The sequence below is a fragment of the Vibrio sp. YIC-376 genome (assembly GCF_052353105.1).
GTDB lineage: Bacteria > Pseudomonadota > Gammaproteobacteria > Enterobacterales > Vibrionaceae > Vibrio.
In genome coordinates, this window is sequence record NZ_JBBWFK010000001.1 from 918,922 (window position 1) to 940,559 (window position 21,638).

Genomic DNA, 21,638 nt, shown 5'->3' on the forward strand with positions numbered 1-21,638 from the left:
CTTATTGCTACTGATTACACAGAACTTTAATCATTTCAGCTTCATGGTTAAGGATATTGTCATGCCCTGCCCCTTCTGACCCCCACTCATCGTAGCTCATCATTATCGCTTGCTTTAAGCTCTCGGCGCGATTGTTCTCTTGATAGAACTTCTTCTTATCTTGAGGAGAGTAATTGCTAAGTCTTGAGTTACTGCTTGGCGAAATAAGACAGAGATTGCCAAATCGATCCACATCGTCCATCTTACGTGCGCCAGATGGATCGGTTTGCGGGAAGTAATGTTCAACAGAGGTTCGGAATGAAAACTGGAAATCATCAAAGTGCTTCCCAAGTTCTTTTTTACCTATACCATCAAACGACTCATCGTCAGATAGACGCTTCCACAATAGGTAGTCTAGTCGATTAAACACGAAGTTTTGGACGCCCGTCCCTTGATGCAAGACGCCAACATTATCCTCCCTAAACTCAAGTTTCGAACCACCACAAATTTCATCAAAGTAGCTATCACTCAGAGCTTCAAGATCTATCAAGTACGTACTACCATCGACTTCCAACCTTTCATTGTCAGTAGCTAGGATATTTAATATCCTTAACGCATCATTTAACCAACGCTTATAGACTAATGCTGGATTCGATACATGGAACATTGCCAATATCATGCGAATCTTTTCGTTATGGTCACTAAAGGCATTTGGATACTCAGGACTTAAACTATTACCGTTTTTATAAGCATTGAGCCTTAACAAACTCCACTTACGTTTTTCATCGTGTTGATCAGGCTTAATTATGTAGCTATCAAATAGAATTCGGTACTTAAGCAGTTGATACACAAAGTCTTTGGCACCAACCCTCAAACCATCGCCTTTAGAAATAAATGAATCGATCAGCTTCTTGTCATCTAACGAAACGTTTTCTTCTGTCTTCATAAGTTTTAAAACATGAAGCAAGAAGTTTGAGAAGTCGATAACAGTGCCAAAACGCTCTTCTTTCTCTCGATCTTCATCATCACTGTTTGAGCTGGATGTCTTGTTGGCGATAATTTCTCGTAGCGTCATTGCATCTTGCTTTTGCAGCTTGCTCGTGTGCTTATCTTGTATAGCTTCAAAGCTATGTGGCATGGTTTGCCAGTCGTCACCGAATACTTCTTTTCGCAAGTCAGATTGAAAGCCCATCTGCGTATAGCGCTTCATATTCGAGCAAGCATCCCAAATTGTAGAAAAGCAGCTTCTTTCCTCATCACCGAGCGTAGCCATAAACTTCGCTTTCAATACTTCATGTTTTTCTAACTGCTCGCCACGGTTATTCATGATCTCAAAGTAGTGGTTGAGATCGGTTTGCGGTGGAACAACAACTCTTAGTATAGTGACGCTTTCTAACAAGTAGTCGAAAAAACGCTTAGTTTTATCGTCTGCGTCTAACCCTTTGGTTTTGAAGTAACGCTGAATAATGTTAAAGGCAGCATGGATGTTAGGCTCTTCAGACTCGCCATTATTGTTACCTGTATAGATATCATTTAACGCTCTGGAAGACTTTGGGCGGCTATCAAAGGTTAAATTAATATTTAGCCCTTCGAGTTTGTCGGCACCCAGCACCTTACGGTGTTTCAGATACGCTAATAATATAGAGAGCGTGGTATGTCTTTGCTGTCCATCAATAGTTTCGTACACTACATCAGTTTGGTGCGTGTGATTTGTACGCTGATAAACGACGAGGCTACCCAGATAATATTTAGCTTGTTTGGCAGTAGCTGTTTCATCAGATTGAGTAATAAGCCCTGCGGCATCACTGATATCTTGAATTAGCTGCTCAATCTCTGTCGCACCCCAAGCGTAGTTACGCTGGTAGATAGGAATTACATATTGAGTTTTACTATCGAAAAGGTCTTTAACTGATAACTGTTCTACTTGGTTCGAATCACTCATTTACACTTCCCGATTTCATTGCTTCAATTGATGCCTGCACGTCCTCAGCGTTATTGAACTTAGGTTCTTGGATATAACGGGGCTGATAGTTCAGTACCTGCTGAGGGTGAACGGCTTTGCTAATAGCCCTGAAGAGTCCACTTCGAGCTTTGGCGTGATTATCTACCGACTCCATACCAATACGCTGCAAATCAAGACGTAAGAAATACGCCCAGCGATAACAGATCTGTGCTGCTTTATCTAATTCCACATCACCAAACTTATCGTAGTAGTACATCACCGCACACAAGAACAGGTTTCGCACATAGCTATCCCCTTTGCGATTACTGCCACTGTATTTTGTGTGCTCCTTTACAAATGAAGCTAGCCTTGCATCCTTGCCAACAAACAACTTAGAGTGAATCGCCATATAGTGCTGAATGTACTCAAAGAACCGTTTTCCGTTGATCATCACTTGGTCAACTCGGAATGGATAACCCTTAGTTTGCTTGTCCCATTTTCTCGCAGGATCGGCATTGAAGGTTTCAATCGCGTAATCAAGCGCAAGCATTGCATCAACATAGGCGTACTGAGTACTGTCTAGGTTAATGCCTTTGAATACATCAATGTTATGGCGACTAAACTGGATGCCGTAGTCACCGTCAATCCAGCGGCGCATACGAAACAGAAACTCCCCCATGATGGTGTGCAAGTTCGCCGACTCATCATCAGGGTTGACGCCCTGCTCCCACAAGCTTACGTGGTGAAGACGCTCGTTTTGCTCTGTTGAGTCCATCATTTCACGTAGGTGGTAAGCCTTTAGTAGATCGTGAGGGGCAAGTGCTTTACCACGGGCATTTTGTGAATCGAAGAACTGAAACGCTTCACTCAGGTCATCCAGCGTTACTTGAATAAGCTCACACTTATTAAGAACAAAATTGAGTAGTTCCTGCTTTTCTGTGGCAGGCAGATTCGCTACCCGTTCAGAGATAATTTGCGCATTGTTCTTGAGGCTTTCGATACTGACTGAGGATTCAAATTGGTGCTCAAGCAGAGTTGATGAGATGGTTTTCTCTTTTCCATCCAGAATAGTGCAAAGTAGCGTTAAGGTAAGAAGGCGCTGCTGACCATCAACGATGTTGAGGCCACCTTCCCCCCCACTTTCTGAATCTTTGTCTTGATGCAGTACCACAGTACCAAGCCGATAACAAAGCTTAGTACGATGGTTAAAAATATCATCAATCAGTTGATTAACATGCTTTGGCTGCCATTTGTATGGGCGTTGGTACTTAGGAATCGTGAGTTTTTGCTCCAACAACTGTGCAATGGTTTGAGGTTGATTAAAGACAATTGCCATAATTACGCCACCTACTCAATAATAGCTTCAGTTAGATACAGTTGAGTAGCTTGAAACTCTTTTAAGCGAGCTTTATGTTGGTCGCATAGTATCACTGACTCTTTAAACGCAGACAGAATAATCCTAGTTATAATATCAATTTTATATAGCTTAGCTTTGTTGATGCTGGTGACCATTTTGTGCGTTCGCTCAGTTTATCTTTTCTAATCAGTATACCGTAATCAACATATGAATCCGATAGTCTATCGATAAGCATAACGTGCTGTTATGCATAAAAAAGTAAAAGGATTCCACTGAGCAACAACTCAGTGGAATATGGCTAAAGGCATACTAAGCAACTTGGTAGGTGCCGCCCTTTATTTCCAAATGACCTAATTGAACTTGCTCAGACAGTATTGTTTCTGTTCTATCTTTCATCGCTTTACTTGTGCTAGAAAAACCGAGTACTTCCGTAATCGACTTAACTAGGTCATCGCTAGATATAGAGAAAGTATCCTTAACAGTCTCTATTGCGGCTTTTGCGATTTCACCATCATAGATCAAATCATACTTGCGCTCGTTTGATGGTAGTTCAACTCGATTACGAATCGTAATTTCACCTTGGCTTTTAGCAATAATGAATTCACCGTCTAATTCAACTTTACCTTGCCGATTGAGTAAACCGATACCATCTAGAATCGATCGATTTATCCGAGCACCACTTCGTGAGCTACCCACCGCAGACAAAAGACGAATAGTTAGATGTTTGACGTGAATTGGAGATTCAAGCTCTACAACTTTGAGAATATCCTCTGCTAGGGCAGTCGTGCTTGCTTCTGGGATCGTATCGCCATACCCAAGGTATAACTGTTCTGTAGGGAAAACTTGGTAAACGGCAGCAGATGCCTGATGTTCAACTTCCACCCTTTCAATCGCCGCTTTTGGCTTTGATTTTACAGTCTCTTCAACAATAGGCTCTGAATCATAGGCTTCATAATAAGCAATAGCTGACTTGATAGCATCATTTAGCCTTTCTGTTTCTTTATGACGGTTGCGGAACCAATCAGTACTCCAAATGCGGTGGAAGCGCCAACCAAGTCCTTCAAGGACACTCTGACGAATACGGTCTCTATCACGTGCGCTCTTTGAACTATGGTATGTCGCGCCATCACACTCTACTGCAAGCATATAGCGACCAGGTTTATTTGGATCTCTCACTGCAATATCAATATAGAAACCTGCACAACCTACTTGTGGTTGAACTTGATAACCTAGAGAGCGAATTGAAGAAATCACGTCCTCTTCAAAAGGTGAATCAGGTGCCTTGCCTGTTTCTTCTCGCTTAACGAGATCACCTGTTTCAGCATAATGTAAGAAGTTCTTCAGCGCTCGAACACCAAACGGAGATGCCTCAGTCGTTGGCATCTCATCACCTTTGAAGTTACTGAATACTTCCATACACATACGAGCACGTGAGATAAGAACGTTGAGTCTTCGTTCACCACCATCACTGTTTAGTGGACCGAAACTCATTGGCAAGCGACCTTCGTTCGTCTTACCATAGCCGATACTGATATATATGGTGTCACGCTCGTCACCCTGCACGTTTTCAAGGTTTTTAATAAAGAAGTCTTCCCCCTCCTCATGCTTTCCAAAGAAGTTCTCAAGATCTGGGTTCGCTTTTCTTAGTCGTTCAACTTCCAGAAGGATTGCATCACGCTGAGCTGTACTGAATGCAACAACACCTAGTGTTTGATTTGGCGTTGTCTTAGCATGTTTAATTACAGCTTCTGCAACCTCTATCGCCTCTCCCACGTTACTTCGAGAGCCACCACGATCGTATGTAGTATTCGGCAAGTAGTTAAAACTCAAACCTTTCGCATGAGGGTTAATGCCCGACGAAGGGAAAATCATCAGCTTATTGTCATAAAACTCTTGGTTAGACACTGCAATCAATGACTCATGACGGCTACGGTAATGCCATTTAAGCATCTTTTCTGGTGTACCTGACGCTAAGAACATGCCCAGAATACTTTCCATATCCGCAGTGAGGCTTTCTTCTGCGTCTTCATCATCTAAGATTAATTGTTTGCCGAAGAAACTTGTTGGCGGCATCTGCTTGGTATCACCAACCACGATAACCTGCTTACCACGCATAATAGCCCCAAGTGCATCAGCGACTTTAACCTGTGAGGCTTCATCGAAGATTACCAAATCGAAATCAACCACACCTGGCTCTAAATAAGTCGCTATCGACATTGGACTCATCATAAATACGGGCTTGATCTGCTGGATCACACGACCTGATTTATTAAGCAGTCTTCTGATTGGCATTTGACGTCGCTTCTTATTGAACTCTCGTCTTAAAGTTTCAACTTCACCTCTTGCTGATGGGTTGGGTAAATTATCGTAGAGCTGCTTAACCAATGACTCTTGAGCAAAGTGGAACAGTCGCCCGTCTATAAAGCTAAACTGCTCAATCTGTTTTTCATGCTCAACTCGATCGAAATAACGGATTTCATCTCTTGAATCATACTGATGTTCAACAAGTGAGCGATAAAACGTATATTTGAAGCAGTCACGGAAAAGTGTTGGCACATTAGCCCAAGTAAATGCCTCCTGTTTCCATTTTGAAAGTCCAATTCGGTCTAACTCAGCTCCTAAGCGGTTAAAGCGAGTTAGAGGGTAAAACTTTTGAATATCTTTCCCCAACAACTCAACATCATCAATAGATAAAGAGTCACAACAGTCAGTAAAGTTCGTCAGATCTAGCTGAAGTAATGAAGCTAATTCGCTCAGCATACCTTCACGCTTACTGATTAACTCTTTTACATGGTTAAGCTCTGTTGTGGTAAATCCAATTTCCTTTGAAGGGTCTAAGTACTGCGCAGCACTCGCATCGAGTGAGCCAGACTTAATTCCTGAATGGCACTGGTGAACCCATTGAAGCGGTTTTAAGATCGCTATCCAGTCAGTACTCTCATTTTTAAAATGGCTACCGATAGTATCTATTGCTAGTTGTGCAGAATCGATGAAGCGCTTTTGAGTCGAGCGATATTCCAATACGGTATCAATTTTTTCAATCCATTCACTTGCACCACCAGCAAGTCCATTCTTACACATACCAGCATAAGTACTTTTCGCTCTTCGATAATCACCTGATAAGAATCGCCACCATTTGTGACCAGTCGTCAGCAATGATCCACGAACAGGCATCCAATCGTAATCTAAAGCGCTATCGACAAAGTAATCAGATAACTCTGCCTTTTGATCTTGTAGGGTTGCACCTTGAAGAGCGAACTCGAGTATCGCATCACCTTTAGACTCCCAAGCGGAAGAGTTCGCATCAACGCTTTCAAGCTCAGGTCTATCTGCAATAAGAGAAAGCCCCTCTAAAACCGAGATACAGTCTGTGTAATTAGTGATAGGTGAAACATAACCAGCGCATGTATGAAGGCCTTTAACCTGGGTGATAATTTCTTGCTGTGTTTCTTCTAATTCAGAGACGAGCTTTTGAGCCAGCTTGTCATCAGACGGCGAATAATCTTTAAGGGTTGTTGATGAAAACAGATTAAGGCTTGGCGCATCGTGCTCACTTAAATAGTCAACAGCCTCAGTTATCTTCGCCAGGGCAGATAAGTAATAACTCTTATCCCATACATTTAAATCAAAGTCGGTACTAGGCAGTTCATCCAAGTCGATTGAAGCGTCAGTAATGATTCGCTCAAACTGTGAGCTATAACCTAGAGCATCATGATAACTCACTTCGGTCTTAGCAATGCTTTCATTCACCGACAGACAGTAATCATCCAGCTTATTACGAAGAGATACCAAGCGGTCAATATCGTCACTTCTCTCTGGAGTGACAGGAGCGTACTGCATCAATGTACTTTCTAATGAAGAAAGTACTGATTTCTTGTTCGCTTTGTGGGAGTGTAACTCTAATACTGAATCACCAATATGGCAGTTATCTAGTCGGCGTTTAACAACATCAAGCGCCGCCATTTTTTCAGCAACAAACAGCACTTTTTTATTATCAGCTAAAGCCTGAGAGATGATGTTTGTAATAGTTTGTGATTTACCTGTACCAGGAGGACCTTGAATAACAAGATTAGCCCCCGACTTTGCCGCTAATACGGCTTCTGTTTGGCTTGAGTCCGAATCTAAAACCAGTTGAACTTCTTCAACACGGTTGACATCCATTGGTGTTGAATCGAGCAAAGTTGCATCACGTTCAAAACCCTCCGTAAACAGCTTTTTAATTAAGCTATTTTCCGATGGTTTTTTACCTTCGGGCCACACTTCATCTGATAAGTCCTGATACATCTGAAACTTACCAAAAGAGAAGAAACTTAATACTATTTTATTGCTTTCTACCGACCAACGCTTTTCACCTGAAATAGCATTCGCAACTGAATTTAAGTATCCTTGGAAATCATAACCCTCTTCTCCTTCTTCAAAATCAGGTAAGACAATACCGAACTCCATTTTAAGCTTAGCGGCAAGGGTAAGGTTTGTTCCTAGTTCTGATTCTGTGTAGCGAATTTTATATGCATCACCCGCATCAGCTCGGAAAATTTCGACAGGGATAAGTACTAAGGGAGCATGTCTCGGTTTGTCAGAATTAGCGTCTTCAAACCACTTAACGAAACCAAGAGCAAGATAAAGTAGATCAACTCCCTGTTCTTGGACAAAGGTCGTAGCTTCCGTGCTCAGCTTTAGTAGGCGAGTATCGAGTGATTTTCTAAATAACTGAGTTTGCAGAGCGTTATCAGCGTGCCTTTTATCACCATTTGTTTCTTCAAGATGAGCTGTCAAATCAGTTAAAGATATCGAATTGCTATCCTCTTTCTCTAGAGAGTCAGGAGCTGGAAGAAATGACATTGTCTTTGAGTCTTCAACCAAATGTTGAAACACTTGCTCGGACTTTTCGTCAACAATGTCTAGAATTTTGGCTCCCTTGCCGACATTAAGTAATGTATTTCCTCTAAGCCCCATATCAAGGAGTTCTTGACGGCTTTTATCAAAAACATCTTTAAGATTCGAGTTCATTTTGCTGTTAAACCTTATATTTCGTTAACCGTATTGTATAGAAACTGACTAAGCAATACACAACTATGGTTCAAAAACTGATTATTTAACAAATACATTAATCACTTAACTAATAGCCAGCAACAGGCTTCAGTGAGGCGTTACGCAACCATATTTTGTACTCTTTTGCTAGAGGTGACACCGATACTCTAGCTTTTTGCTCCTTTCCTCCGTATCTTCCAAGCACAAACCCAAGCTTAGTTAGCACTGCTTTTAAATAGCTTGTGGCTTTGTAAGTCTGCTCCTCTTTACCTAAGCTGGGAAATTTAAAGTGTGGTGGGAAATAGAGATCAAAGCCATCACCATCCATCTTTCTTAATACGTCGGCTACAGAAGATTTAAATAAGAAGTGATTGGACTTTTCTTCTTCGAAGTTATAACCATCAAACACTACTAGATAAATCAGATTCGCAATGTATTTTTTCTGTCTAGAGTAAATACCGAGCCTTAGAAGACTTGGCTTGTCTAACACAAACGGCAGGTGAGCAAATAGCTCTCGATCGAAGTTATCATCAAACTTCACATGCTCTAACTTGATTTTGTCTAAGTTGTAGACCATTTTGATCTCAAACTTTCTTACCTCTGCTAAATCTATTGACGATAGTGCATTGCAACGTTGTTTAGTGGCAAATTCCGTCAGTGTGATATCAACTGCTTTCACGACTGCAATTTGCTGCCTAGCTTTGAATTCAGCATCAAACTGCCTTTTGTGTGTGGAAACGACAGTATGCTGCTGCATAGAGTTTTTACAAGAGGCTTCAAAGCCAAGCTTTTCTAGTGTAAATCGCATTGATAGAGCTAGATGCTCATTAAGCTCTCGCTTTTGCTTTTCGAATTTCAACCTTTCTGTATAACGTTGCCCGAGATGTGAGTGGTGATGTTTTTCAAGACAGTCGCTAATAAATTGGTTAGTAGTACGAGAGCTTTTCAAATTTCCACACAAAAAGTTATATTCCTTTGCACATCGAAATCGCCTCGAGAAATTAACTAACTCTCTTGGTATCAAAGTGGATTCACAGATGACATTCACTGTTTTGCTATAGTTTTCAATAATAGAAAAGCCAGCACCTAAGCATGGCGAAGCAATAATAGCTTTGTACTTTGTCACTTCTCGATTCGGATTTTTTAGGAATGCTTTCTGAGCTGGCATATCTCGATTATCACTATGCAGCACAAGAACACCGTCATTTAAAGCTTTCGTTTCGCAATCTAAGCCCAGATGATTTTGATAGCCTAGCTCACCAACAAATCGTTTCAGCGTTTGAAGATTGTCAAACAGAAACACTTTATCCCGTTCTAATACATCTCGAACGTGCTTCGGATTTAAAAGTTCCTTTTTGTTCAAGATCGTTGCGTTAAGGCCTTTATATGGGTTTTCTTCGCACTCAATTACTGACAGTTCCCCGCGAATCTGCTTGAGAAAGGATAATGAGTTATCAGTAAGATCAGCGTCAGCTACTATTACCCTTGGTACTGTTTTTAAAATATGAACTAGTGCATCAAACACTCTATCTGCTTGCATCGTTCGACTGTTCTCGCTACATACGAGAGTCTTAAAGACCTTCTCGAACTCATCGATTAGTAAAGTATGTGATGAGCATATCTTCTCGAAGATATGGGGTTTCCAAATGCTATTAATTACACTCCCCATGCTGTTGGCTTGCCCTAACTTCATTAGATCTTGCTCTTGATAGGAAGCACAGCTTGCTTCCAGACAAAATTGCTCCACTAACGAAATCAAATGCGAGATATAAATCACATTTTTATCTGCCGAAGCGCTACGAGCAATCGGAGTATATACATAGCTTGTTTTACCCACTCCTGTCGCAGCGATAATTGCTGTAGTTGACGAGAGTTGAGAGAGTTCTAGATCTCTCAAGCTGTCTACTCGCTGATAGTTGTCAGATGAATTGATTTTAAAATCACGCTCTACAGCCTCTTTCACCCTTTCTATTTTGCGTTCAATACATCGAATGAAAGGAGCTTTCAAGCTATCATCCTGAATATATGCTGCTGCACACTGTTCAGCACAAGAAACGACAAAAGGAATTTTTCTGATCGCTATCTTCGCAGCTAATTGAGCAAGGTTTCCAGAGCGTGTTAACTCAAATGCTTTACATAAGTACTCAAGCTTTGCATTTTGAGGATTCGGGAGGGACTCCGATATTGACAAATCAAACACGGAACAACCTAACCCGAAGTAATTCTCTTGTAAGACCCTAACTGCTTCTTTGCGAAAATTTTGACTATCAATAGCAATGGTTACACGATAGTTTGCATATCGATAATATTCACAAACTTTCTGGAGGTTTTTTTTATCTAAAGGGGTTACGATCGTTGCTGTTTCTGATTGGAAATTGATTTTGCCTGATGCCTTAACAACGATACTTTTCGTTTGTCTTTCTTGCTCAACTAAATGAGCAAAATTATAATTTTTAGCTACTAGTTTCATTATTCTTATTCTTATTCTTATTGTTTCTTGCAGCAGGTACTGAGTACCTGCTTACCTATACTGGTTTAACTAAATGTCTGCTCAGACAGATGCTGCTCTAATCGCCCTTCAAGGCGGTACCTTTCGGCCATTGAGAACTCATACTCTTGTTGTAACCGCTGGTTTTGCTCCATGAGTTGATTAGCTTGATTTTTTAGCTGTCGATTCATGACATGAAGCTCCGTTATCACTCTCTGATTTTCAGCACCTTTGTCTCGTAAGCTTTCAATTTCCATCTGACATTGCTCTAGTTGCATTAGCTGAGCCTTAGTCTCAGAAAATTCCTCCATTTTTATTTGAGACTCAATCGCCTTCCTTTCCAATACTACTAACTGGTCCCTCAACTCATCGATGAGTTCGCCACTTTCTATCAACTGAAGTGATAGTATTGATTTTTCAACGTCGTCTTGAGCAGATTTTTCAGCTAGGGCATTGTTAATCTCTTCCTGTGTCTGCCGCCATATGCTTTCAATATCCACCTGAATCGAACCCATTAGCTTTTGGGAAAAAGCCTGCGGAATAGGCTCTAACGCCAGGTTTGAAGAATGGAACTCCCAGTACGCTTCATAAGCCGCTCTCGATTTATTGAACTTACCGCCGACCGCTTCATTCAATTGAGTCACGTTTTCAATTGGCTCCCCTGAGTTTTCGCCCTCTTTCATTGCTTTGTAGTAATCAGAGAATGGCTTTCCTTTTTGGGGGCTATATCCCAACGATTTCAGTTTCTCTACAAACGATGCTTCCATCAGCAAGTAAGTTTGGTCAGTAAAGTTAGTATGTTCGTCAGTAAGTAAGTTACTTATAGTCTGCTCACTGACTGACTTTGTTTGGTTGTAATTTTGTTTTTTCATTTTTGATTTTCCGACTTATGTGTTGAACATGACTTCACTTTAAAATCTCTGTACCATACACAAAATAACCAAAAAACCACCCAACCCTATTAACATGAGATATAAAGAACTAGAAGCCGAATTAGTATCCAACCTTGAAAAACTCAAAGCTAGTGCATCTCAAAAAGGGCTTAACCTCCTCAAAAAGAAGTGTCACAAGAGTTCGGGAATTCTGGTTTCAACAGCATTTTCTCAACCACAATTGTCAGCCCATTATTCAAGCTTAATTTCAGATACCATTCCTTTTTGCAGGAAATATGAAGGCCTGAAGCCACAAAGTGTTGAAGAGTTAATACGCTACTGTGGTGGACTAAGCACAGCTATAAATAACATCCAATATGCTTACGAATTCGAATTACCGATGAGGGTGGAAGTAGATGATGATTTAGAGTTCTTACTTTTTTCGTTAGAAAGCGTTTTGCTAAAAGCAAGGAGTGCAACTAGCCAAACTAAAAAGTGGATACCTTTTGAAATCGCTCAAGAGCAAGGACGATTAAATCTTTTTGAGTCCCAATACAAAACTCGTTTGCCTATGTGTGCTGTTTGTTGGAAACGGACATTTTCATCCAGTTACTATTGTAAAGATCACCATTCCATTCACAACAAAAAAGCGTACAACTCGGCCGTACGAAAGGTTCTATCATTTACGGAAAGACACTCTTCTAATTCAGAGTTAAAAGATTTTTCCAATGCATATAGAAAGAAGAACGTAAAGCAAAGAGGCCTAGCTGCTAAGTTGTTCAGCATGGTGAACGATAGCATCCCAGCAGTAGTTGATGTTCTCAGTTATCAAACCGATGAACACTGGGAGTCATATGCCGAATCGATAATTCTCTATGCTAAAAATAACTACCCTACTAGCTTTCATCGCTTACAACAGGCCGATAACTTAACTCAATTCTCCAGCTTTAATTCTCTTCTAGGTTGGGGATTCATGGTTATCGAAAGCCTCGATGACTCGGAGGGTGAATCTTCACGATGGGAAGCTTCTGAAGAATTAAATCATGTCAATAACGGTCAATTGAGGTTTGCTATTCTGAGCATTTTAGCGAGGTATGAAGCTACGCAGCGCATATATCAGCCATTGAAGTCGGGTCCTATGAAAGGCTATGGTGCAGACGTGGAGCGCCGAGAAATTTTGCGTGAACTCTACCGTAAGCAGTTAGAAGATAACGGACGAGTCAACTTATCCCAAATTGCCAGAGAAATGGGACTCTCTAGGCAAAGAGTGAGTGTGTTAGTGAAAGAGCTTCTGTTAATGTAAAAAGTGCATTTGTTCAGTTTATATATATAACCTACCAAAAATGCACTTTTCTGAATGCACAAGCGACAAGCGCTTGTGCTGACCTATAGTCCGACCAATCAAGCTTAACCTCGCTAACTCGAAAGTGTACAAAAGTGAGTTAGGACAACCACTTCACTCACTTGTAAAGCATAAGAATGTTTAACGAACGACCTTGCAAACCTACACACTCATCCCATGTGTAGAAAGTTCAATAAGATACTTGTCTTTCCTCAGCTCATTTGACTACGTGATTCATTGTTTTTATACACATAAAGTTGCACAATATTCTCAGTGTGTTTTTATTTGAGAATAATCAAATGAGTAACTTTATCTATCAAGGCGGTATTGCAATTTCTGAGGATGACTTTCGAAGTCATCTAGGCTCTTTATGCCAATTAGAAAACATTGGTGTTCTTCTTGGTGCTGGTGCATCCGTAGGATGTGGCGGTATGACAATGGAAGGAGTATGGCTTGATGCAATAAACAGTTCGCCTGATCTACTCGATGAATTACTTACTTTTAATCTCATAACTCAAGAAAATATTAATAATAAAGATGTAAATGTGGAGCAACTTTTAGATCAAGTAACTCAATATTTATCGGTATACAAAAAGACAACACCATTAAACATCGAAACAGATTTTGAGTCCCAACCAGTGGGCAAGCTTCAGAAAATCCTCCTTTGCTTATATCAATCAGTAACTAAAGCTGCACTACTGGTAAAGCAAGAATCTTTTGGTGATGAGAAATTAGGGTCTCAAGACAAGTTCAAATATCACAGAGAACTGCTTGAAAAATTAATTTCAAATCGCCAGCCAGGTCAAGCAGCTCCGATGCTTTTCACCACCAACTATGATCTGTCATTAGAATGGGCAGCCGAAGAAATAGGCATCCAACTTGTTAATGGTTTTTCTGGACTTCATACGAGAACTTTCCAACCACAAAATTTTGATTTGAGCTTCAGAAACGTTAATGCAAAAGGTGAAGCCAGATTTGGACACTATCATGCTTACTTGCATAAATTACATGGCTCATTGTCATGGATTCAAGAGCATAACAGTGACATTAAAGAAATCCCATCTGCTCTGGCTAAAAGTCGCTATATTGATCCATTGCTAAATGGAGAGCCTGTTTATGACAAGCAATTCTTAATTTATCCAGGTGCGAATAAGTACCACCATACAATCGGCTTTGTATATGGCGAGATGTTTCGTCGGTTTAGTGAGTTCTTATCAAAGCCTCAAACAGCTATCATCATCAACGGATATGGTTTTGGTGACTACCATATCAATCGGATAATTCTAGGCGCACTACTAAACCCATCTTTACATATTGTTATTTTTTATCCTGAACTTGATAAAATCTCGGTAGATGCCGAAGGTTTAAGCGAATCTCAAAAGTGTATTAAAAAGCTCAAATCACTGTCATTGAATCAAATTACAATTGTTGGTGGAGGATCATCTGCTTACTTCGATTCATTTGTTAAATACATCCCGAAACCAGTTTTATTCCCTCGAGATACTTCAACGCAAGATCTTGTAGCTGCGATCAATGATTTAGTTCAAAGTGGAAATCAGATATGAGCATTGAGACTATTGATTCTATTGGGTATGTTGTTGCTCTTGAGGGAACGAAAATTCGCGTTAACTTACTGGAAGGACATAAAGGTCAATTAGCATCTCACCGACGCGGTATAAGTTCTGTTTCTCAGCCAGGTGATTTAATTGGATTAGATGCAGGTACTAATCTTGTGATTGCCAGAGTTACAGACATGGCATTTGTTGATCCTGATAAAGCCCACTCTTCTAATGTGGGGACGATGAATGTAATTGACACCCCTTTAAGGCAACTCATAGCGTATTCCATCGGCTATGTATGTCAGGATGGTGATAACCGAAAATTTATTTCTGAGAGTTGGAAGCTACCTACGCTAGGCGCGAAAGCTATTCCACTATCGAGCGACTACCTAGAAAGTATCTATGGTGTTAATGAAGATGAAAAAAATTCCACTGTTGAGCTAGGTCGAGATTCTAGAACCAAAACAACGAAAATTAATGTAGGCATCAACTCGCTACTTTCTAGACATCTTGCCGTGCTAGGCAGTACAGGTTATGGAAAATCAAATTTCAATGCTTTGTTGTCACAAAGAATTCGTGGAAAATTCAAAAGTTCTAGAATCGTTATATTCGATATAAATGGCGAATATGCTGATGCTTTTATTGGGCAAACACGAGTTAAGGAGACAATCTTAGGAAGTGTTCCACCTCCTCCCGCTAAATTATTCTCGCCTTTAGCAGTACCACCTCCGCCCCCCGAGGTTTTTGACGGTAAACACCCTGTTTATCATCGAATCCCCTATCAAGCATTTGGCTATGCTGGATTAATCAAGTTACTAAGACCAAGCGATAAAACGCAACTGCCTGCACTACGAAATGCATTGAAATCACTCCATATGGTTTGTGCAGGCTCCAATAGCTCCATATGGACTGGAGAAACCATATCACCTTCAACCACTCAAACTTGGTTCGAACTAGTTGATGATTGTCGGCAAGACGGGCAAGAGCAATTAAGCCTGTGGCTGAAAAAGTTGAGAAGTAACGCAATACCTCCCTTTCAAAAATGGCCTCCATTTAAGTCACTAGCTAACCTCGTCGCAGAGTTCGGCTGCCAAGCATTCACACCTAACGGCGCAAGTAAAAGGGATGCTTTTAGCTATGGTAACGTATTACCATTAGTTAAGATTATTCAACAACTCGCCGATGACCCACGCTTTAACAATGTAGTTAACCTATCAGGTGACCAAGCTATCAACAATCCTGCAAGTATGTGGCAAGAAGAAGTTGAAAAAGAAGTCGATTATATTTTTGGTAAAAAAGTGGGGGAAGCGCAGGATTGGGATGTCCATATCATTAATTTAAAGAACATTGCAGACGACCATGCCCCAATGATCTTAGGTTCACTTTTAGAAATGTACTCAGATGTGTTATTTCAAAGAGGTCAATACAACAATTACCCCACACTGCTTCTTTTGGAAGAAGCCCACCACTACCTTAGAGACCCTTTCGCTGAAGAAGGAACTCAGCTTAAAGCATACGAAAGACTTGCAAAAGAAGGGCGTAAATTTAATTGCTCATTGCTCGTAAGTACACAGAGACCATCAGAGTTATCTTCAACTGTTCTCGCCATGTGCTCGAACTGGATCTCTCTGCGTTTAACTAACGAGAGGGATATCAATGCATTAAGATATGCAATAGAAAACGGCAATGAACATACACTTAGTGAAATTTCAGGTTTGCCTAGAGGTGATGCTATCGGTTTCGGTTCAGCTTTCAATATCCCAATTCGCTTTTCCATTGATGAAGCTGCACCAAAACCAAAATCTTCAGATGCTGCATTTGCATCAATATGGTCATAAGTATCTCAATTGGAATATTGGCTGTAGTTGCCAGACTTAATAACAAGTCAAAATTGATTAGCATTTGTATGGCACATTAAAACTAAAAACTCGTAGTAGTTATGTCGACCTAAAATGTTTTGGGGCAAAGGTGTGTCTGCCGTGATCGGCTAAGGCACACCTCTGGACAAACTGTGTCAGTTATATTATTAAATTAGGATGCGGCGGATTACCTCACCTCACGTTTGAAAAAAGATGTCCAATTAAGGGTCGCTACCACAGCACTAAATTTGGACACCATAAACAATAAACAAAACCCAAAATGCCAAGCGTGGATAATTACTCTTAATTTTTTATAAATTAATCTCCTAGCGCTTCAGATTTGGAGTATCCAAACTTATTTGGTCTAGTGGGTATGTCAAACAATGAAACATTCAGAACGTCGTCTTCAATAACATGCAAATGGTTCAAGTAGTATCTAGATTTAGGAAAAAGTCTCCAGTTGACAACTTCTTCAGCTACAACTTGACACTCCCCATCCCCTGTAAATAGTTTTAAGTCATCACCAACTTCCATAACTGTTCCAAATGGCGAAGATTGAGCTTTAAAATACTTAAGAGTTGATAACTCAGAATTTGTATCAATTAACTCATACTCTGATGGATGATCAAGGCTGTTCCAATATAATTTTAAGTCTTTGGTTACACTAAATAATCCCTTACCAGAAAACCATGAGGAAACAATAGATTGACCATGAATACTTTTGCTTTCTCGAATCTCTGGCCTCGTATTTTTAAGTGCTTTAACTAGATCCCAATACTCTCGATCCGTACCTTCAAAATCTATTTTGTTGGGTATCGAGGCAAAAGAAGCTGTAAACTGACCATTAACGGTATCAGCAACCAAGTTATTACTGTGCCAATGACAATCTGAGCATGGGCTATCAATTAACTGATGTACGTGTTCTTTACGTGCATATTTTTTTTCTGGAGTTACCGAGAGCAATCCTGCTGTACCTGCTGCTATAGCCAAACGATAATGAGAACTAGTAGCCAACTTAAAAGAGACTTCATCAAATATTTTTGTGGGACGTTGGAATTTTGATACCTTTCCATCCCCCCAATCAAAGTCAAAGGCATCAACTCCACGTTCAGAGGCGACATAAAATCTATTTTTGTAAATATTAATATCAGATGGCCATACTCTTAACTCTTTTGAACAAAGCTCAAATTCCGAAAGAGATTTTTCAGAGATCGAGTATGTACGACTTAACTCATCAGTTATAGAAACTGTGCCTCTTGAGTAGTTTTTCAACCTCATTTTGTGGAAGGTTCCTAATCCATCTAAACAACGATCAAATACATTATCCCAAGAATACGCTTTCAAATTTAAGTCGGAGTTAACCAAGAACAAAACTCCTGAATACACAAAAGAGTCAATGTAATCGCCTTCAATTTCAATCTTAACCTTGCCAGCCATTAGAATTGTCCCTGTGCCATCTTATTTCCAATACGTTTACGTATGATTTTTTTCTTTACCCAATCATTGATAGCAAGTGTCGGGGGGCGATCTAGCTGTCGTTTAGTTGATACAGGAAAGCCATGCCACTCACCTTGATTGCCCCAAAACTTAGCTACATATAGTTCACCGACAAAATCCTCACCGATAACACAAAAGTTATCGTCAATCGACCATAAGCACTTTTTAGGACAAATCCATTCGTTTACTTTAGCCTTATCAAACAAAGCTGTTTCTTCTGCTTCGGTAACCCTCCACTGACTCTTCTGAGAAATCGGTAAGGCTCCTCTATGCTGAGGGTTCACTTTATAACTTACAAAATCCAACTCTACCTCCGCACTTCTATAATTTATAGACGGAATAATTCTTTATTTGCATTCCTTCTATGTTGCTGTCATTCACTATGCAACACAATAGGTATCAACCTATTGTGTGAATCGACAGAGAATTTCGGTGTAGAACTACGAAAAGGTTCTGTATAAGTCCCCAAGCACATATTAGATTAATTTGGTCTACTGCTGGACTGGCTAGGTAGTCAGTTCGTTGGGACTAAGAAGGTTTGGGGCAAAGGTGTGTTTGCCGTGATTCAGCGATATCACATCTCTGGACAGAAGCGAGTCAGCGACTTTGCTAAGTTAGCAAATTATTGATAACTACAAATATGGAAAGTCGCTTAAGTTGGTGTCCACTATTGATGGAGAAGATTACTTAGCGGGTTACCACATCATTATGGCGTTCAACTAGCCAGTCATGTAGTTGAGGTGCGTTAAGAAGTCCGTGCACAAGTATTGAGTTCCAATTGTTTTTTGAACCTGTTTGCTCATCATAGCTTTCGAGTAAATCTTCTAGTTTTTCGACCAACTCATCCTTGTCTATTGTCCTTCGTCTTGAAATGCCTTTAACAACATTGGCAGGAAACTCTACAAGCGTATTCAGTTGTCCGCGTATCCACCCTTCTATATCATTTTTGATAACTACGTTCTTGGTATGATATTTAATCGATTCGATTTCAGGATGGTTATCATCCACATAGCAGACTTTTGCTCGTATCAAACTGAAGTCGTTTGAATGAATAAAGGTAGTTGTCAATATTCTTTCTTGAAGGCACATATCAAAATACGGATGTAATATTCGAGCTTGTTTATCAGCTCGCCCTTTAAGAAGCCTACCTCGCTCACGATTACAACTGCATGCTGGAACTAAATTTGGTGAAAAAATTGACCATGCAGGATAATCTTCCTTCGGCAATAGATGGTCTAACTCCGTAGGCTTAAAACCACCACACATCGGGCATACTTCTGGTGAAGAATCTCGTAGACTTTCTATAAAATTTAATGACGTAGGAGGGCTTTTATAGTGTGTTCGCAATGCTGTTTGTAGATCCGCTGTAATGCCTACATTAGCGATATTCCAAGGGTTACCATTGCTATTTGTGTAATCTACGTAAGCAGCTTCAACCAAATGAATCTGCTGTCTCAGGATAGGGTAACTAGTCTTATGGAGGTTCTGATTTTGTGCCAGCGTATGCAAAATGTTAACATCTTGAATTTGAGGTAAGTTAAGTTTTTTCATTCACTCAACATCTTATCTTGTAGTTGTAACATAGCTGACATAGACAGCTCCCCCTCAAGCTTACTTTTTACTTCTTCAAATGACAGGTTTTTTACCTTGCTGAAAAGTTTCTCTGCCAATCTGTTATCAACATCTTCATCAAAAATAAACTGAGAAATCGATTCTATATCCGCTCCGAAAGTCCGTAGTCTTGGAGACACAATAGATATTTCATCTGACTCATTTTTGAGAAGAACATGAACTTGTTCACGACTTATTTCCCTTACGAAATATGCAGAGTGAGTTGCAATAAGCGCTTGAGAGCCAGTATCTTCGAGCAATTGATCCAATAATCCTACAAAATCTGCAATCATATTTGGATGCATATGCGTCTCTGGCTCATCTAAAAGAACAAAAGAGCCATTTTCAATATAAAGACAACAAAGAAGAGCGAACTTTAGAAATGTAAGCTGTCCACTACTAAGAGAGTGTGAATCGTCTCCAATTTTGAGCTTAGGTTCAGCCCCCGTATCAATGCTCCCCCAATGTTCGAGAGACTCTTGTTCCCCACCCAGCTTGTTCAATTTAATTAATTGTAAATAACTTCCACTAGTTTTCTGCACCACAACCTTGTCGATAGGTATCGTATTTGATAAAGCTTCGATAAAAAGTTGCCATCTAGACTTGCTTCCTATTACTTCGTCAGAGCGAACCAATTGGATGATCAATTCATTTATCGACCGAGATCTCTTCGCTCGACCATTTCTAGTTAAAGATAAACGACGGTAGTATAACTTTTGCGTAGCTACCCTTTCACCAGGAAAGGTATTTTGAGTTTCTCCTGGTGTCGCAATAGCAAGGAGCCTATTAATCATAGGGCGCCCTTTGCTATAACGATCAACTAGGGAAATAGAAGGGTCTTTATACTGGAGTGCGGCCCTACAAAATGTAGTGGTTTAATGATCCCGGACACCAAATTAGGTGGTAAAGTCTCCACCATAAATGAGGTGTTCCATGACAAAACGACAACGACGTACATTTTCTGCTGAATTCAAAATGGATGCTGCAAGCTTGGTGCTTGACCAAGGATATTCGGTACCTGAAGCAGCACGCTCCATGGATGTTGGTGAAACAGCTTTACGACGTTGGGTCGACCAACTCAAGATTGAGCGTGGTGGTACAACTCCGGCGGCCAAGGCCCTTACGCCTGAACAACAAAAAATCCAGGAATTAGAAGCCAGAATTAGTCGATTAGAAAGAGAGAAAGCCATACTAAAAAAGGCCACCGCTCTCTTAATGTCGGACGAACTCGAACGTTCTCGTTAATTGATCAGTTAAGGGAGCATGAGTCGGTCAAGATGCTTTGCGAACTGTTCAATGTGGCTTCTTCCTGTTACTACGAGTTTAAACAGAGAAAGCCGGACGCTAATCGCATTCGGCTAGCAAGCCGAATTAAAGAGCTCTTCAACATGAGCCGAGGTGCTGCTGGCAGTCGTGCCCTTGTATCCATGTTACGTTCAGAAAACATCGACATCGGGCGATTTAAGGTGCGGAAGATAATGCAAGAAGCCGGTCTGATGAGCAAACAGCCAGGCTCGCATCGATATAAGCAGGCCAAATCAGAGCGGTTGGATATCCCGAATCTGCTGAAGCGTGAATTCTCTGTGGTTGCTCCAAATCGAGTGTGGTGCGGTGACATTACTTATATCTGGTCAGGTTCTAAGTGGAGTTATCTCGCCGTGGTACTTGACCTCTTTAGCCGGCGCGTCGTGGGTTGGTCTCTATCGGATAAGCCTGATGCTAAATTAGCTTCTAAAGCCCTAGATATGGCCTGGGAGCAAAGGGGGCGGCCTCAGAACGTGATGTTCCATTCAGACCAGGGATGCCAGTACAGCAGTCGTAAGTTTCGTCAAAGACTTTGGCGATATCGCATAACCCAAAGCATGAGTCGTCGAGGTAACTGTTGGGACAACGCTCCAATGGAGAGGCTATTTAGAAGCCTAAAAACTGAATGGGTACCAGCAACGGGTTACTTGACCCAAACTCAAGCGAAGAAAGATATCAGCTACTATTTGATGGACTACTATAATCGGCAACGGCCTCATCAAGCCAATGATGGGCTGTCGCCAGTCAATGCCGAAAATCGGCTTAAATCTGTGTCCGGAATTTGTTGACCACTACA

At 40.7% G+C, this 21,638-nt stretch carries 13 protein-coding genes; 4 read left to right on the forward strand and 9 right to left on the reverse strand.

Annotated features, from left to right (window positions below; all coding sequences use genetic code 11):
- Window positions 1–7: 7 nt before the first annotated feature.
- The 5 genes from WJM94_RS04220 to WJM94_RS04240 all read right to left on the reverse strand — a co-directional run bounded on the left by WJM94_RS04220 (window position 8) and on the right by WJM94_RS04240 (window position 11,669).
- Complete coding sequence (locus tag WJM94_RS04220) at window positions 8–1,921, reverse strand: DUF262 domain-containing protein (protein ID WP_444492967.1); 1,914 nt, start codon at window positions 1,919–1,921, stop codon at window positions 8–10.
- The gene (locus WJM94_RS04225) at window positions 1,914–3,257 is read right to left on the reverse strand and encodes a DUF262 domain-containing protein (RefSeq protein ID WP_444492968.1); all 1,344 of its coding nucleotides are present in this window, start codon (window positions 3,255–3,257) and stop codon (window positions 1,914–1,916) included. The genes WJM94_RS04220 and WJM94_RS04225 overlap by 8 nt, the downstream gene beginning before the upstream one ends.
- A 330-nt stretch (window positions 3,258–3,587) precedes the next feature.
- Window positions 3,588–8,288, reverse strand: coding sequence for a DUF3320 domain-containing protein (locus WJM94_RS04230; RefSeq protein WP_444492969.1), 4,701 nt, complete (start codon window positions 8,286–8,288; stop codon window positions 3,588–3,590).
- A 109-nt stretch (window positions 8,289–8,397) separates the two neighbouring features.
- Window positions 8,398–10,779 carry a hypothetical protein gene (locus WJM94_RS04235; RefSeq protein WP_444492970.1) on the reverse strand — a complete coding sequence of 794 codons (2,382 nt, stop codon included), beginning with the start codon at window positions 10,777–10,779 and terminating at the stop codon, window positions 8,398–8,400.
- Between the two features lie 65 nt (window positions 10,780–10,844).
- Entirely contained in the window at window positions 10,845–11,669 is an 825-nt protein-coding gene (locus tag WJM94_RS04240) for a hypothetical protein (RefSeq protein WP_444492971.1), read from the reverse strand.
- A gap of 94 nt (window positions 11,670–11,763) precedes the next feature.
- On the opposite strand from WJM94_RS04240, the gene WJM94_RS04245 reads away from it, so the two are divergent.
- The 3 genes from WJM94_RS04245 to herA all read left to right on the forward strand — a co-directional run bounded on the left by WJM94_RS04245 (window position 11,764) and on the right by herA (window position 16,408).
- Entirely contained in the window at window positions 11,764–12,972 is a 1,209-nt protein-coding gene (locus tag WJM94_RS04245; RefSeq protein ID WP_444492972.1) for a winged helix-turn-helix domain-containing protein, read from the forward strand.
- Window positions 12,973–13,310: 338 nt separating this feature from the next.
- Window positions 13,311–14,576: an SIR2 family anti-phage-associated protein gene (locus WJM94_RS04250; protein WP_103196370.1), complete on the forward strand. Its 1,266-nt coding sequence runs from the start codon at window positions 13,311–13,313 to the stop codon at window positions 14,574–14,576.
- Window positions 14,573–16,408 carry an anti-phage-associated helicase HerA gene (herA, locus tag WJM94_RS04255; protein WP_103196371.1) on the forward strand — a complete coding sequence of 612 codons (1,836 nt, stop codon included), beginning with the start codon at window positions 14,573–14,575 and terminating at the stop codon, window positions 16,406–16,408. The genes WJM94_RS04250 and herA overlap by 4 nt, the downstream gene beginning before the upstream one ends.
- Before the next feature lie 339 nt (window positions 16,409–16,747).
- Here the strand turns inward: herA and WJM94_RS04260 are convergent, their stop codons facing one another.
- The 4 genes from WJM94_RS04260 to WJM94_RS04275 form a co-directional block, all read right to left on the reverse strand.
- Window positions 16,748–17,866 carry a hypothetical protein gene (locus WJM94_RS04260; RefSeq protein ID WP_444492973.1) on the reverse strand — a complete coding sequence of 373 codons (1,119 nt, stop codon included), beginning with the start codon at window positions 17,864–17,866 and terminating at the stop codon, window positions 16,748–16,750.
- Complete coding sequence (locus tag WJM94_RS04265) at window positions 17,866–18,231, reverse strand: hypothetical protein (protein WP_029857886.1); 366 nt, start codon at window positions 18,229–18,231, stop codon at window positions 17,866–17,868. The genes WJM94_RS04260 and WJM94_RS04265 overlap by 1 nt, the downstream gene beginning before the upstream one ends.
- A gap of 382 nt (window positions 18,232–18,613) precedes the next feature.
- Entirely contained in the window at window positions 18,614–19,477 is an 864-nt protein-coding gene (locus WJM94_RS04270) for a hypothetical protein (RefSeq protein WP_337219279.1), read from the reverse strand.
- Entirely contained in the window at window positions 19,474–20,331 is an 858-nt protein-coding gene (locus tag WJM94_RS04275) for an AAA family ATPase (RefSeq protein ID WP_234909815.1), read from the reverse strand. Before WJM94_RS04275 ends, WJM94_RS04270 begins: the two co-directional genes overlap by 4 nt.
- Window positions 20,332–20,470: 139 nt before the next feature.
- On the opposite strand from WJM94_RS04275, the gene WJM94_RS04280 reads away from it, so the two are divergent.
- Window positions 20,471–21,630 (forward strand): IS3 family transposase gene (locus WJM94_RS04280; protein WP_444492974.1). Its coding sequence is split into 2 segments (ribosomal slippage): window positions 20,471–20,729 and window positions 20,729–21,630, totalling 1,161 coding nucleotides; the frame shifts between segments, so codons are not numbered across the junction.
- Window positions 21,631–21,638: the final 8 nt, after the last annotated feature.